Origin of the sequence: Mesorhizobium carmichaelinearum (genome assembly GCF_900199455.1) — a bacterium.
Classification (GTDB): Bacteria; Pseudomonadota; Alphaproteobacteria; order Rhizobiales; family Rhizobiaceae; genus Mesorhizobium; species Mesorhizobium carmichaelinearum.
This window is the reverse complement of sequence record NZ_FZQR01000036.1, coordinates 28819-42056: the sequence shown is the minus strand read 5'-3', so window position 1 is coordinate 42056 and position 13238 is coordinate 28819. Positions and strand designations below refer to the sequence as shown.

The 13238-nt window shown below is 64.7% G+C and carries 10 protein-coding genes and 2 pseudogenes; 1 reads left to right on the top strand and 11 read right to left on the bottom strand.

Going from position 1 to position 13238, the window contains the following annotated elements:
* Positions 1-114 (top strand): transposase domain-containing protein (locus CKW40_RS37175; protein ID WP_143748234.1); only part of this gene is annotated, 114 nt, incomplete at its 5' end.
* Positions 115-204: 90 nt separating this feature from the next.
* Here CKW40_RS37175 and CKW40_RS37170 read toward each other — a convergent pair.
* The 11 genes and pseudogenes from CKW40_RS37170 to CKW40_RS37125 form a co-directional block, all read right to left on the bottom strand.
* Positions 205-900 carry an IS6 family transposase gene (locus tag CKW40_RS37170; RefSeq protein ID WP_244571443.1) on the bottom strand — a complete coding sequence of 232 codons (696 nt, stop codon included), beginning with the start codon at positions 898-900 and terminating at the stop codon, positions 205-207.
* A gap of 240 nt (positions 901-1140) precedes the next feature.
* Positions 1141-2502, bottom strand: coding sequence for an aminotransferase-like domain-containing protein (locus CKW40_RS37165; protein WP_095204645.1), 1362 nt, complete (start codon positions 2500-2502; stop codon positions 1141-1143).
* A 353-nt stretch (positions 2503-2855) separates the two neighbouring features.
* Complete coding sequence (gene fni, locus CKW40_RS37160) at positions 2856-3905, bottom strand: type 2 isopentenyl-diphosphate Delta-isomerase (protein WP_095204644.1); 1050 nt, start codon at positions 3903-3905, stop codon at positions 2856-2858.
* 92 nt (positions 3906-3997) lie between these two features.
* Positions 3998-4888 (bottom strand): annotated as a pseudogene (locus tag CKW40_RS37155) (terpene synthase family protein); the annotation flags it as partial.
* Entirely contained in the window at positions 4885-6435 is a 1551-nt protein-coding gene (locus CKW40_RS37150; RefSeq protein WP_095204643.1) for a hypothetical protein, read from the bottom strand. The pseudogene CKW40_RS37155 and the gene CKW40_RS37150, both read right to left, overlap by 4 nt.
* 200 nt (positions 6436-6635) lie before the next feature.
* Positions 6636-7631, bottom strand: coding sequence for a polyprenyl synthetase family protein (locus CKW40_RS37145; protein WP_095204650.1), 996 nt, complete (start codon positions 7629-7631; stop codon positions 6636-6638).
* A gap of 140 nt (positions 7632-7771) precedes the next feature.
* The gene (locus CKW40_RS37140; RefSeq protein WP_095204642.1) at positions 7772-9112 is read right to left on the bottom strand and encodes a cytochrome P450; all 1341 of its coding nucleotides are present in this window, start codon (positions 9110-9112) and stop codon (positions 7772-7774) included.
* Positions 9112-9948 (bottom strand): SDR family oxidoreductase, encoded by an 837-nt coding sequence (locus CKW40_RS37135; RefSeq protein WP_342202968.1) that lies wholly within the window; start codon positions 9946-9948, stop codon positions 9112-9114. The genes CKW40_RS37140 and CKW40_RS37135 overlap by 1 nt, the downstream gene beginning before the upstream one ends.
* 168 nt (positions 9949-10116) lie before the next feature.
* Positions 10117-10242, bottom strand: a pseudogene (locus CKW40_RS45655) (ferredoxin); the annotation flags it as partial.
* Position 10243: 1 nt separating this feature from the next.
* Positions 10244-11530 carry a cytochrome P450 gene (locus CKW40_RS37130; RefSeq protein WP_095204640.1) on the bottom strand — a complete coding sequence of 429 codons (1287 nt, stop codon included), beginning with the start codon at positions 11528-11530 and terminating at the stop codon, positions 10244-10246.
* Positions 11531-11614: 84 nt separating this feature from the next.
* A complete protein-coding gene (locus CKW40_RS37125; RefSeq protein WP_095204639.1) occupies positions 11615-12817 on the bottom strand; it encodes a cytochrome P450 in 1203 nt (400 codons plus the stop codon).
* Between the last annotated feature and the right edge of the window lie 421 nt (positions 12818-13238).

The window sequence follows — 13238 nt, the reverse complement described above, 5'->3', positions numbered from 1 at the left end:
TACGCCTACCTCGCCGACGTCATCACCCGCATCGTCGCAGGCCATCCGCAAAGCCAGCTCGACGACCTGCTGCCCTGGGCCTATGCCCCCGCGCCACTCAAGGCCGTGGCCTGAGAACAGCGGTTACGGTACTGCGGGGGGGGGTTGTGTTGCAAACTTTCGCGGGCATGGCTTAAGGGCCGAACCATGGGAGAATAGGCTTGATTATGCGGCGAGGATGTCGAACTGCTCGGCCAGCGACGGATCTGGAGTGAAGCCGTATCTTGCCTGTCGTTTGCGCATTATGTGGACCATTTCGATGCCGGACAGGATGATGTTGGCGGTCGCTGGAGATTTGAAGCCGAGCATCGGTCGCACGCGGCGCTTGATGCGCCGATGGTGCTGCTCGATGTGATTGTTCAAATATCGACTTTTCCGGATTGCGAGCGGCTTCAACCAGCGCCGCGAGCGGTCCTGCAATCGGCTTGTCGCATCGCAGGAAACGACCGCCTCGTGGTTGGTCTGGCTGCCGTCGATGACGACGTGATCGGGCCGGCTGTGGCGTTCCAGCGTCTTGCTGAAGAAGCGCTTGGCCGCAGCCAGGTCACGGGGCTCGCTGAACCAGAACCCGACCGTGTCGCCGACGCTGTCGATGGCGCGATAGAGATACATCCACCGCCCGCGGACCTTGATGTAGGTTTCGTCGACATGCCATTTGCCGACGCTACGCTTGCGCCGGTTGCAGCGCTTCAGCAGCAACGGCGCGAAATGAACGACCCAGCGATGGATCGTGGAATGGTCGACGCCGACGCCACGCTCGGCCATCATTTCCTTTAATCGCGTAGGCTCAAGCCGTATGCCAGGTACCAGCGGACGCACAAACAGAATGATCGATTGGTCAAAATGGCGGCCCTTGAACATCCGAAAACCTCCGGCGAAACACCGGAAAGCCATGCCACATCCCTCGTAACGTTTGCAACAGAGCCTTCCATTCTCGCCAAAGGAATACTGCCGGGTCAATATGGGCTCCATCTAAACCAAAGACAGCTTTGTCTGAGGAGGGTGTTGCCAGGACCGCCAGTGACCTTACGGCGACTGACAGCAGGCTTCGGCGCGTGCTTGATGAAGGAATTTCAATCTTGTCGCCCGGTATCAACTTATTCATGTGATCACTAAGTTCGCCTCATCATGAAGACTTGAAATCTTTTGTAGTGCTAGATCTAGTTGCTCACGGGGAGCCCCGCCCAAACAAAGGCGAATTCCGCTTTGATTACTCTCTGGTATCAAAGATTGTGCAGGCTCAGTCACTAGTATACCGCCCTCACGGGCACGCTCAGCAAGAAAAACCGCTTTTTGGAATGGCATTCGCAGGAACATATGAAAACCATTGCCGATATGGACGTCAGCAGTCGGGGCGAAGATCGATGCTGCTAGTTCATTGCGAGCAAACGTCTCGGATTGAGCCATCATTGCGATGTGAGATGCAACGCCGTCGGTCACCCATTTATGCATGACAAAACTGGAGAGGGGGGAAGCAGCCGATCCCTGTGCGTCAATCACGTGTATAAGACTATCTACTTGTGCTGTTGGAGCGATTAAGGCTCCCAGACGCAAACCGGGCGTCAGCAATTTTGCGAGACTATTAACGTAGTAAGTGCGTTCCGGCACAAGATCAAGGAAGCACAGGCGGTCCGGCGCGGCAAAGGCTCCGTAGACGTCATCTTCAATAACGGTAATCTGTTGTCGTCTGCAGATCTCTGCTATATCATGAATGCGCGAGCGCGACATCGTCTTGCCGGTTGGGTTCTGTGCCGTTGGGTTCGCAAATAGAACGGGGTGTATTCCGCGCAGATTGACACTATGGGCGATCCGCTCGATGTCCTCGGGCAAGATGCCTTGCACATCAGTCTTTGCGCCATGGATTTTGATCTTAAGCAAATTTGCAATTCGAATGAGCCCCGGAAAAGGGAGCTCATCAGCAATCAAGAAAATTCGGGATTGAGCTAAAGTCTTCAGCACCGTTGAAATTGCATGCTGACCACCGCTGCACAGTATCATTCGCTCCGGGTCAACCGAGGCGCAGAAATTCTGAAGCCAGCTAGCAAGTGCCATCCGATGCTCCAATAATCCTTGCGACGGCGCATACATGCCAAAAGTCGTTGCATCGATCGATGATGCCAGCGATTGCAGTGTTCCGCTCAGCAGGCGCTCGGAAATCACGTTGGGTGGCACATTCAGACTGAGATCAATGATTCCATCGACGTTCAGACTCTTCGTCGTAGCAAACATTCCTCGCCCGTGAACCGAGCTCGCAAGCCCTTGGCGCTCAAGCAACCCGTACGCTTTCGTGACGGTGCCTAGACCTACGCCCAACCGATAACTGAGGTCTCTATGCGGTGGCAAACGAGATCCAGGCGGAATCTTACCATTGATCATATCCTCCGTAATTGCAGCTGCGAGGCGCTGGTAGATTGGCCCGCCTGCGGGGGAAAGCCGTGGTTCCCATGGGGACTTCAAAAACATTGCGATACTCCAAAAGGATGCCGTAGCGTGTCGTGTTGGAATTTGGCGGAGCAGCCTCCGGTAGGTTAATATTATCGGTAAGCGTCCAGTTGCGGCCGCGCTATACGCGCCGCCTGCGCAAGGCTCTTCTTCCTGCCCAAATACTCACCCGATCGAGCAGCTCTTCTCAAAGCTCAAGCACTGGTTGAGAAAGGCGGCGAGCCGAACCGTCGAAACCGTTTGTGACGCCATCGGGCAGACCCTCAACCGCGTCACACCTACAGAGTGCTCGCACTATTTCGAAAACTCAGGATATGACCAAAACTAATCTCATCCCGCTCTAGACGCCCCGTCAGGTGCGGCCGACGCCGGCATCAACCGTTGGGCAGACCCGCCGAGGGTAATAGGCGCGCCTGACGCAACGCCGCCAGATCAGCCGATCCGGTGCAGAAGCAGGCGACGGCCAACTGGCGGATGACGACCTCGAAATGCGCGACAACCGCCTCGGTGGACAGCGTAGCCGCGAGCAGCACGCCGGCGGCTTGACCGGCGATGTCCGCGCCCAGGCGGATGGCCTTGGCCACGTCGACGCCGTCGCGGATCCCGCCCGACGCGATCAGCTTCACAGTCGGCAGCGCCCGACGTACCGCCTGCAAGCCGGCGGGGGTCGGAATCCCCCAATCGGCGAACGCCATCGCCACTGCACGGTCGGCGGCATCGAGGGCGCGCTCGCCCTCCACCGCGGCCCAACTGGTCCCGCCGGCGCCGGCGACGTCGATCACAGCCACGCCCGCATCGACGAGCGCACAGGCCACCGAGGCGGACAGGCCAGATCCCACTTCCTTGGCCACGATCGGCACACCCAGGCTACGCGCGGCGCGAGAGATCTGCGCCAGGATACCTCGCCAGTCACGGTCGCCCTCCGGCTGTACTGCTTCCTGCAGCGGATTGAGATGGACGATGAGTCCATCTGCTTCCAGCGCATCCACCGCCCGGCGCGCCAGGTCAAGACCGTCAGCCTCGCGTAGTTGCGCGGCGCCGATATTGGCCAGCAAGGGAATGTCTGGGGCCAGGCGGCGCAGCGCGCGCGTCAGCCCCTGGGAGTTGGGGGATTGCAGGCTCACGCGCTGCGAACCGACGCACATGGCGATCCCCAAGACTTGCGCTGCCTCGCTCAGATGCCGGTTTATGGCCTCGGCGCGTGCCATGCCGCCCGTCATGGAGCTGATCAGCAGCGGCGCGCGCATGGTCTTGCCCAGCAGCGAGGTGCGCAGGTCGATCTGCGTCAGGTCCAACTCGGGCAATGCGCAGTGTTCGAACCGGATGTACTCCCAGCCGTCGGCGACCGTGGTCGGCGCCGTTCGCCGATCCAGCACGATGTCCAGATGGTCGTCCTTGCGCCGGCTCAGAGCGGTGTCGCTCATGCCCGGTCATCCGTCCGATCGGGCGAGGGCGTTGCGTCGGGCAGCTCGGACGGCAGCGCGCGCACGCCGCCCCCTCCCGCGCGTTCAGCCCGGCGCACGCCTCCCCCCGCAGCGTCGCTGCGGTAGCGGCTGGTCGAGGTCTGGTAATACTGTGCGCGTATGGCCGCCATGGCCTCGATTAACGGTCCCCATGGCGCGGGAAATCGTTCTTCCGCCATGGCCCGGTGCAGCATGCGCGTATGGCCGGCCAGCTCGTACTCGAGGAACTCCACCGCAGGCATGGCCGGATAGCGCTGCAGCAGCAGGATCGCCGCGTTGTCAGCCTCGTCGGCCGACCTGTCCTTGTCGCGTCCATGCAGATCGTTCTGCAGGCGCCCTATCAAGGAAATGAGCCGCAGGACCTGACGAAACCCGGGATGCGCGCGCAAGGACGCCATATCCAGGCCCCACAGCAAGGACAGGCAACAGAACACGTTCGCATAGGCGATCGAATCGATGCCGTTGTGTAGGTATTCGGCGTAGGACCAGCGTTCCGCCCCTGCCGCCTGCGCGTGTCCGGCACGCAGCGCCGCGCAGTAGGACCGGGTATGTTCGAGGAGCTGAGCATAGTCGCGGCGATCATAGGCGAGCGTGGCCAGCGAATTGCGCAGCACAGTGCAGCCCTCGAATCCGGGGAGCGCGCACGGCACGCCCTGCCCAAGCGCCTGCTCCACAGCGGCGAGCTGCTCCGGCGCGATCAGGCCACGGTCGTTGCAATCGTCAAGCCAGAACAGCAGCGCCAGTTCCCGGTAGAACGCCACGATCAGCGTTTCGTCCTGCGGATCGCGGCCGGTGCGGGCGGTGGTGTCGCGAAGGCTCGGCTGGATGCTTTGCAGGATGTACTGGCCGCCCCTGACCGCTTCGACGGCATGCTCGTCGGCGAACCCGGCCAGGGAATGCCCCCACTCCAGCACCTGCTGTAGCGCGCGTTCGGTGTGGATCATGGCGCTGCCCCTGCTCCCTCGGCCGGAACGCGCGCTCCCCAACGAAGCGCCAGCCACAACCCGGCGAGTTCGGCCACGCGCACGACCCGGGTGGGGCAATACAGTTCCTTGCCGATCCATAGCGGCGTCTGCGGCAATGCGTGCGCGGCATGGCGGGCGAGCATCCACTTGAGCGCACGCTCCACCGCCTGCGCAATGTGTCGGCGCCTTGTCGGCTGTTCGCCCCCGTCCATCACGTGCAACGCGAACAGCGCATAGGCGGTTTCCTCGAACGTGGACGCGCGACCGGCTCCCCAGCCGCCGTCGTCGCGCTGCCCCTGTAGCAGTGCCGCAAGCGCGCGCTCGTCGCGCCACTGAGGCTTGCCTTGTGCAAGCGCAGCGACCGCATGCGCGGTGGGATACAGCCACGAAACGTGCCATTTCTCATTATCCCATAGACCCTGCGCGTTGCGATTGGCCTCGACGTAGGCGCTGGTGCCGGCGGCGGGCTTTCCAAACAGTCGCAACGCGTGCAGGGCATGGATGTTGGTCGATACCGAGGCATTGCGCTCGCCGGGGAAAGTGGCGAACAGCTCGCCGATTTCGAAATGGCGCAACGAATCGACCGCCGGGTCGCGGCCTGCAAGACGCAGGACGCACAACGCAACAGCGGTGTCATCCGCATCGGCCGCGAAGTGCAAGGCCGGGCCCAGACCGCTCATGCCAAGGCGGGCGTCGAGCTGCGCGACGGTCGCGCCTACCGCCTCTGCGAGCGCGGGATGCGCGAACAGCCCAGCTAGATGCAGGGTGTACAGCGACCAGCATGGCTCGAACACATTGATCGGCCAGACGTTGGGAACGACACCTTCGATGCCGCTGCGCGTCGCCCGCGATGCCGCCTGCAAATAGGCGTCGGCGCGCCCGACCTGCTGCGTGCTCCCCTGCGTCACGGCATGCGCACGCCACGCGGCAGTGGCCGCCGGACTGATGCCGATGCTGCCGTGGTCATCCGGCCATGCGGTGGCCGGCGAGGTCCCCCAAGCTTCCCAGGAGTGCAGCAACGGATGGCCGCTCGGCAACGTCGCCACCGCCGCCAGCTTGACCAAGCGCGCTTGCCGCAACGGCAACAGCGCCGGGTGGCGCGGAAAAGTCACGCCGCCCAGCAAGGATGCGGCCTCGCCGCACAACTGTGGCAGGATCAGTTCCGCGCCGACAGGCGCGTCTTCCGGAACCGTGTGCGCGTAGGGATCGGGCTGGCGCTCGAGGAATTGGGTTGCAGCCTGGACTGCGTCGGCAGCGCCGCGAAGACGACTGGCACGCTGCAATGCCAGCAACCCCGCCCACGTGGGCGCATGGCGGAACAGCGGGAAGTCCGCGCTCCCCCATCCGCCATCGGCCTGTTGCTGGCCGATCAGCCACGCGTATGCGTCCTGCCGGCCGGCGAGGTTGCCGCGGAACTGCAGCGCTCGCGCCGTGTCGTAGACGGACGGGCCGACGCTGCCGCCGTCTCTCATCTCGCTCAGCAGGTGGCGCAGTTCGGAAAGGATCTGTTCAGACAGCGCGTTCACGCGGGATGTTCCTTCTGCTGATGATTGACGAGAACCCAGGATGGGGCAGCCACCGGTCCCTGCATAGCTTTGCACGCAGCGCGCCGCGGCCGTGCTGGCCAACGGCCGCGATCGGCGCCGCGGACTCAGATACAGTGCAGGATGCGTCTCTGCCGGCCGATTGCAGCGGCACAGATGCGACTTCATGCGAACGGGCGCCCTCATGCGCGTGGCGCGTGCTTGAACAGATACGCGTTGGCCCGCTGCAGCATCTGGGCCAACCGTTCTCCACGCGGCCCCAATGGGGCGATGGCCTCCCCGGCGTCGCGCAAGAGATCCAAAGCGAACTGGTGCGCTGCCTGCACCCCCATGATCGACGCGCAGGTCGGCTTCTGCGCTGCCGCGTCCTTGCCGGAGGTCTTGCCCAGCGTCGCGGTATCGGCTGTCGCGTCGAGAATGTCGTCAACCACCTGCAACGCTAGGCCGAAGCAGGCGCTGTAGAGATCGAGCGCACGGTACAGCTCAGCGTGAGCGGCATCCTCGTCGATGGCGCATAGCGCGCCCATGCGTACGGACGCGCGCACTAGCGCTCCGCTCTTCATCCGGTGCATCGCCAAGATCCTGTCCAGCTCGACGTGCTTTCCGACCAGCGATATATCCATGGCCTGGCCGCCTGCGGCACCCTCGGCGGACACCGCCTGCGCCAGTTCGCGCACGAGCGCGATACGGCTGTCGCCCGGCGCATCCAGGCTCGCCAGGGTCAGGAAGGCGTGCGCCTGCAGCGCATCGCCGACCAGAATCGCAGTGGCTTCGCCGAACTTGACGTGCACGGTCGGAAGACCGCGGCGAAGCACGTCGTCGTCCATGGCGGGCAGGTCGTCGTGGACCAGGGTACAGGCGTGCATGATCTCGATAGCGGCGCCAACGTCGTCGAGCATATGCGCCGGCGTGTCGGCCAGTGCGCCGGCAGCCAGACAGAGCAAGGCGCGCGTGCGCTTTCCGCCCTGCAAGGTGGCGTAGCGCATCGCCGCCATCAGCTCGGTTTCCCCGTCGTCTTCGGCGCAGAGAAGACGCGCCAGCGCCTGTTCGACTCGCTCTGCGCCGTCCTGCATCCAGATCTCCGGCAGCAGCCTGCCCGATGCGCCCGCCTGCGCGCCCAATTCGCCGAGCACGGACACGCTAGTTCGGTCCTCGTGTGGCGTGGAACCGGTCCGCATAATGTTCATGTCCTTCTACCTGACAGCGAGCGGGAAGCCGTCGCGGTGTTGCCGGCGTCGCACCGTGCGCGCGCGCCGAGTGCAGCAATCCCGCGCGCCGCCGGCGCCGCTGTCTCGCCCACGGGCCATGCGATGCCAGCTCATGAGAATCCGATTCGGATTGTCATGGACGGATGTGCTGTCGGGTAATACCGCCGGCCTTTTTCGACATCGCTCAGCAACCGCGGCCGCACCCCCGCCCTGTGCATGGTCAGCGCCAAGGCGACGTTGAACTGCACCATTTCCAGCCATACCAGGTGATACCCGATGCAGACGTGTGGGCCGGTACCGAATTGCAGCGTGTCCACCGGGCGGATCGGCTCCGTGCGTTGCAGCCACCGCGCCAGGCGGAACTGATCAGGCGCCTCGTGCAGCAGCGCGGAGGTCGAGAAATGCAGCAGGGGAATGCACAGACGGGTGCCCGCGGGAATGCGCCTTTGGCCGATTTGCAATTCCTGCAACGCGCAACGCGGCAGGAGAGTGGTCGCCGGATGCAAGCGCAGCGTCTCGCGGAACAGCGCCTCGGCGACCGGACACTGCGCCAGGTCCGCGTGCCGGGTCGGCACCGCGCCCACGCGTTCTGCCTCCTCGACCAGGGCGTCCCACAGCTCAGGGTGTCGCGCCAACTCGATCACCGTCCAGGCCATCGTCGAAGCGGTGGTCTCGTGACCGCCGAGCAAAAGCAAGCGGATGTTGGCGATCAGGACGTCATCGGAGACATCGTCGCGGCGATCGACGGCGCTCACCATGTCGTTGATTAACCCGGTGCGCGCGGCGTGCGCGCGCGCATCGCGGACGAACTGCCGCAACTGCGCGTCGATCCAGTCGCGGGCGGCGCGGCCGCGCCGCAAGGGCAGCCCGGGCAGGTCGATCCGGGGCGCGACGATCAACTGCAGCAGCTGCTGGTACTTGCGATGCCATCCCGGCAGGTCCTGCGCGGGGATTCCCATGAGCCTGAAGATGAGCTTGAGCATCAGGTCGGCGGTTTCGCGCAGGATGGGTACGACGCCACGGTCGCGCCACGCCCGCATCCGCGCTCGGATGACGGGTGCGAACAGGTCGCCGATGCCTGACTGAGTCAGCCCCTTGGGCAGGAACGCCGCCTTGATCACATCGCGCGCCTGCCGGTGCGCCCCGCCGTCCTGGGCGACCAACGTTCCGGCAAGCAATTCGGGCGCCATCTCTTCCATCAGCGCCGAGGACACGTCCTTGTGCCGAAGCAGTGCGAACGCATCCGGATGCACGCAGGTCATCAGCTGTCCGGCAGGACCGAAATCCAGCCAGAAGTGGCTGCCCAGCTCCCGTTCTGCGCGCCGCAACAGGCGCGGCAGGTCGCAGACTATGGCGGGAAGATGCCCGACCAGGGGGAAAGCGCCGGGCACGACCGGGATGTCGTGCCTCAGCCGGTGGCGGCGGTTCAGCGGGTTGAGCAGCATGTCCATCAGCAGCGCGCCGCTTCGGCGGTGTCGTCGGCAGCCCGCGGGACGCGGCTGTTGCCGCCATCCGCGTACGTTGGCACATGCGCCAGCATGCCGCCGTCGATGCGCACGACCTGGCCCGTGATAAACGCGGCATCGTCGGAGAGCAGGAATGCCACCAGCGCCGCCACGTCCTCAGGGCGGCCGACGCGCGGCAGGAGCTGGTGCCGGCGCAGATGCCATTGCATGCGCTCGTCCAGCTTGGCCTGCAGACGCTCGGTCATAATCAGACCCGGCGCAACCGCGTTGCAGCGGATCTGCGCATGACCGTACTGGGTGGCGAGCGAGGCCGACAGCATGTTCATCGCCGCCTTCGACGCGGCGTAGGACGTCAGCGCGGTGTCACCGCTGAGCCCCTGGCACGACGACATGTTGACGATCGCGCCACCGCCGCGGGCGATCATCCGTGGGATGGCCTGCCGGCAGCAGAGCAGCGTGCCGCGCAGATTGGTCGCCATCGTCTGATCCCAGACCGCCAGATCCAGGTCGACGATCGCGCGGTCGCGCGGGGTCAGATGCATGGCGCTCGCGTTGTTCACCAAAAGGTCGACCCCACCGAAGTGCCGCTCCGCCGTCTCGAACAGCCCTGCCACGGCCTCAGCATCGGCGATGTCCATGGCGAGGGCTAGCGCCTGGCCGGCCTCGGCCCCGATCTGCTCGGTGCAGGCGATGACCGCTGAGGCATCAATGTCGGCCACCACCACTCTGCCGCCCTCGCGCGCGATGGCGAGGGCGCACGCCTTGCCGATGCCGGCGCCGGCGCCGGTCACCACGGCCACCTTGCCTTCAAACCGTCCCATCGTGTGCTCCTGGATTAAGTTGGTCTTCCGTGGATGCCGCTCGGGCTCGGCCGGAGAAGGCGCAGGGTGGGCGCTGGCGCGATCGTCATCGCTAGCGTCGCTTTCGATGACTCGAATGGCGGCAACCGGGCACTGGCTGGCCGCGAGCCGCACGGCGGCTTGCAGCGCCTGAGGGATCGCCGCCACGCACACCTCGGCCACACCGTCCGGTTCGCGCTGGCGAAAGGTGCCCGGCAGCGTCAGCACGCACTGCCCGGTGGTTCCGCACAGATCCTGGTCGACCACGACGCGCATCTCAGTCCCCCGCATGCAGCCGCACCGGCAGCGCGCGGAACGTCCTAAGGAACGCGGAGGGCTCCCGGGTCGGCTGCTCGGCCAATGCCAGCGTGGGGAAGCGCGCCTGGATCCGCGGCAGGCTCTCGGCCAACTGCACGCGGGCCAGTTGCGCACCGAGGCAGAAGTGGATGCCGTGGCCAAAGCTCAGCATGATCTTCCCGTCGGTCGACATGCCAGGACTGGTGCCGTAGAACCGCGCGGGGTCGAAGCGATCGGGATCGGCGAAGGCGTCCGGGTCGCGATTGCCGGCCGCGATCAGCACGCGCACGTCCGCGTTCTTCGGGATCACCACGCCGCGCAATTCGATATCGCGCTGGGCAATACGCGGAATGGAGCTGAACATTGCGGGGGCGTCGCAGCGCAGGACTTCTTCGACGAATGCCTCCACCCCCACGGCGTCGCCCTGCAGCCAGTGCCGCTGTTCCGGATACGCCAGCATCGCCACGATCGCGTGGTCGATAGTCGCGGCGGTGGTGGCGAAGCCGCCCAGCAGCATGCCCCAAAGCATGCTGATCAACTCCGCATCCGACAGCGTGTCGGCATCGTCGTCGTGTGCGCCGACGAGCATCGACACGATGTCGTGGCGGGGATTGGTGCGCTTGCGCTGTATGAGGTCGCCGAAGTAGCCCTGCACCCTGGCGCTGGCCACGTCCGCCGCGGCGAGTTGGGGATCGCTGGCGTGTGGGCTCAGGCCTTCCAGAATGGCGCCGATGCCGGCGGCGAGCCCGAACACCTCGTCCTGGGGTATGCCGAACAGTTCGGCGAAGACCAGCATGGGCAAGGCCAGCGCGAATTCCCGATGCAGGTCAACCGCCTCCCCGCGCTCCAGTGCGGGCGCCATGCTGTCCAGGCGCACTGCGACGATGCGTGCGATGCTCGGCCGCAGGCTGTTGACCTGTCGCATGGTGAAATCGCGCGAGATCAGGCGGCGCAGACGCGTATGCGTCGGTGGGTCGGTCATCGCCAGCGTGGACGCCAGCAGATTGAGCGACAGGCTGGTCGCCGCACGTGGGAAATAGCGCGCCAATTCGCCCGGCGCCGGTCCCCTAAACGCATCGCCCGTGGCCTTGAGCACCCAGTAAATGTCGGCGTGGCGGCTCAGCAGAAAGAGACCCGAGGCCGCGCGATGCACCGGATCGTGCTCGCGCAACCACCGCATGAACGGATACGGGTCGTGGATGCAGGCTGGCGACGCCAGTTCGGCGAAGGCGTCCCGGTATGCTGCCGTGGTTTCTTGCTCGTTCATCTTGTTTACCTGTTGGCTGGCTGATTTGACTGGCGCACCGTACAGATTGCGGAGAAGATCGCGATTACGGGCGGCATCCGAGCATCACCAGAGCACCGGGAGCTCTTCGAACCCGCCAGTGATGATCTCCTTGCGCAACTTCAGTTCTTCGGGCGCCACGGCCAGGCGCAACGAGGGAAAGCGCTGGAAGACCGAACCGAACACCACCTTGAGTTCCAGCCTGGCCAGCGCCACGCCGATGCAGTAGTGGGGCCCGTGGGAGAACGCCAGGTGCGGATTTTTGTCGCGTCCGATATCGAAGATCTCCGGGTCGTCGAAATGGCGCGGGTCGAACGACGTTGCCGGCAGGCCGACCAGCACCTTGCTCTCTGCGGGAATATGCACGCCCGAGATGGTCACGTCGGTCCTCGGATAGCGCATGATGCCGTCCCAGCCCGCGCCGGGCGGGTACATGCGCAGGATTTCCTCCACCGCCTTGTCCACCAGGGATGGATCGCCGGCCAGGCGTTCGCGCTGTTGCGGATGGCGGAACATGGCCAGCAGGCCGAATTCGATCTGCGCGACCGTGCTCTCGTGTCCCGCCACCAGCATGCCCGCCGCTAGCCCGATCGCCTCTTGTTCGGTCGCCTTGCCATGATCGACCGCCACGAGCAGATCCGTCAGCAGGTTGTCGCCCGGATCCTGGCGCTTGCCCCGCATCTTGCCGCGAATGTAGGCGCGCAGTTCTTCCCAGGCCAGGCGCGACGCAGTGCGCGGCCCGCTTTCATGCTGGTGCGTCATCACCTCGTCGGACAGTGCGGCGAAAAAGGTGTGATCTTCATAGCGCACGCCCATCAGAGCGCTGATGACCATGGCCGGAAGCGGAAAGGAGAGGTGGCGCCGCAGGTCGGCGGGCTGGGGCTGGGCCGCCAGCGTCTCGAACAACTGCGCGGCGATCGCTTCAACCTGCTGCGCGAGTAGCTTCACCCTGCGGTTGCTGAAGGCCGGCGCCACGATGGTCCGCAACCGGGCATGCTCGCCCCCCTCGTGCGAGACTAACCACCCCGGCGAACCGAGAATTACCGAATCCGGGGTGAACGCTGCCGGCGGCATTCCCGCGGGTCGGAACGCCGGATCGGACAGCACCGCCTTGGCCTCCTCATAGCCTGTCACCCACCAGCCTTCGTGCCCGGACGGGAAGCGCACGCGGTGAATTGGACCGCTGGCGCATAGCGTCAGCATCTCGGGCGAGGGCTCGATGTGATCCACGCGCCACATCGGCAGCGTCGGCAATGGTTGTTCGGACATCGTGGACCTCACTCTCTAAGTGATGGAAGGGCGGAAGGTGATCGGCAGGCGCTACGGGCAGCGAATAACGTTAAAGCTCATGGAGACGACGTCCTCTGCGGCGATGTTGACGCCACATGCAATTCAGGCGTGCCAGCGCAGCGCCAGCCAGAAACGCGGCCGCTGACCGAACGATTTGCCCCAGGTGCCATCGAATCTGCGCCGGGACCGAAGGGCTTTTCGTCCCGGAAGAGCGGTGCATGGCTGAAACTGGCGAACCCGCTAGACCGTAGTCTTGTGCCGACCCAGCGCTTTTGGGACACAGGGAGAGCGTCGCCCCTGCTATGCGGACCCTATCTCCCCAACCGCAGCCCCGACTTTCCTACCTGGGACTGCCCTTCGCCTGTTGAACATTTCAGCATTGTCATGCCTCTTTCATAAG

What these genes read in the sequence shown, in the direction of transcription:
- CKW40_RS37170 (WP_244571443.1), bottom strand. Translation starts at nt 900, where the DNA reads ATGTTCAAGGGCCGCCATTTTGACCAATCGATCATTCTGTTTGTGCGT.
- CKW40_RS37165 (WP_095204645.1), bottom strand. Translation starts at nt 2,502, where the DNA reads ATGTTTTTGAAGTCCCCATGGGAACCACGGCTTTCCCCCGCAGGCGGG.
- fni (WP_095204644.1), bottom strand. Translation starts at nt 3,905, where the DNA reads ATGAGCGACACCGCTCTGAGCCGGCGCAAGGACGACCATCTGGACATC.
- CKW40_RS37145 (WP_095204650.1), bottom strand. Translation starts at nt 7,631, where the DNA reads ATGCGGACCGGTTCCACGCCACACGAGGACCGAACTAGCGTGTCCGTG.
- CKW40_RS37140 (WP_095204642.1), bottom strand. Translation starts at nt 9,112, where the DNA reads ATGGACATGCTGCTCAACCCGCTGAACCGCCGCCACCGGCTGAGGCAC.
- CKW40_RS37135 (WP_342202968.1), bottom strand. Translation starts at nt 9,948, where the DNA reads ATGGGACGGTTTGAAGGCAAGGTGGCCGTGGTGACCGGCGCCGGCGCC.
- CKW40_RS37130 (WP_095204640.1), bottom strand. Translation starts at nt 11,530, where the DNA reads ATGAACGAGCAAGAAACCACGGCAGCATACCGGGACGCCTTCGCCGAA.
- CKW40_RS37125 (WP_095204639.1), bottom strand. Translation starts at nt 12,817, where the DNA reads ATGTCCGAACAACCATTGCCGACGCTGCCGATGTGGCGCGTGGATCAC.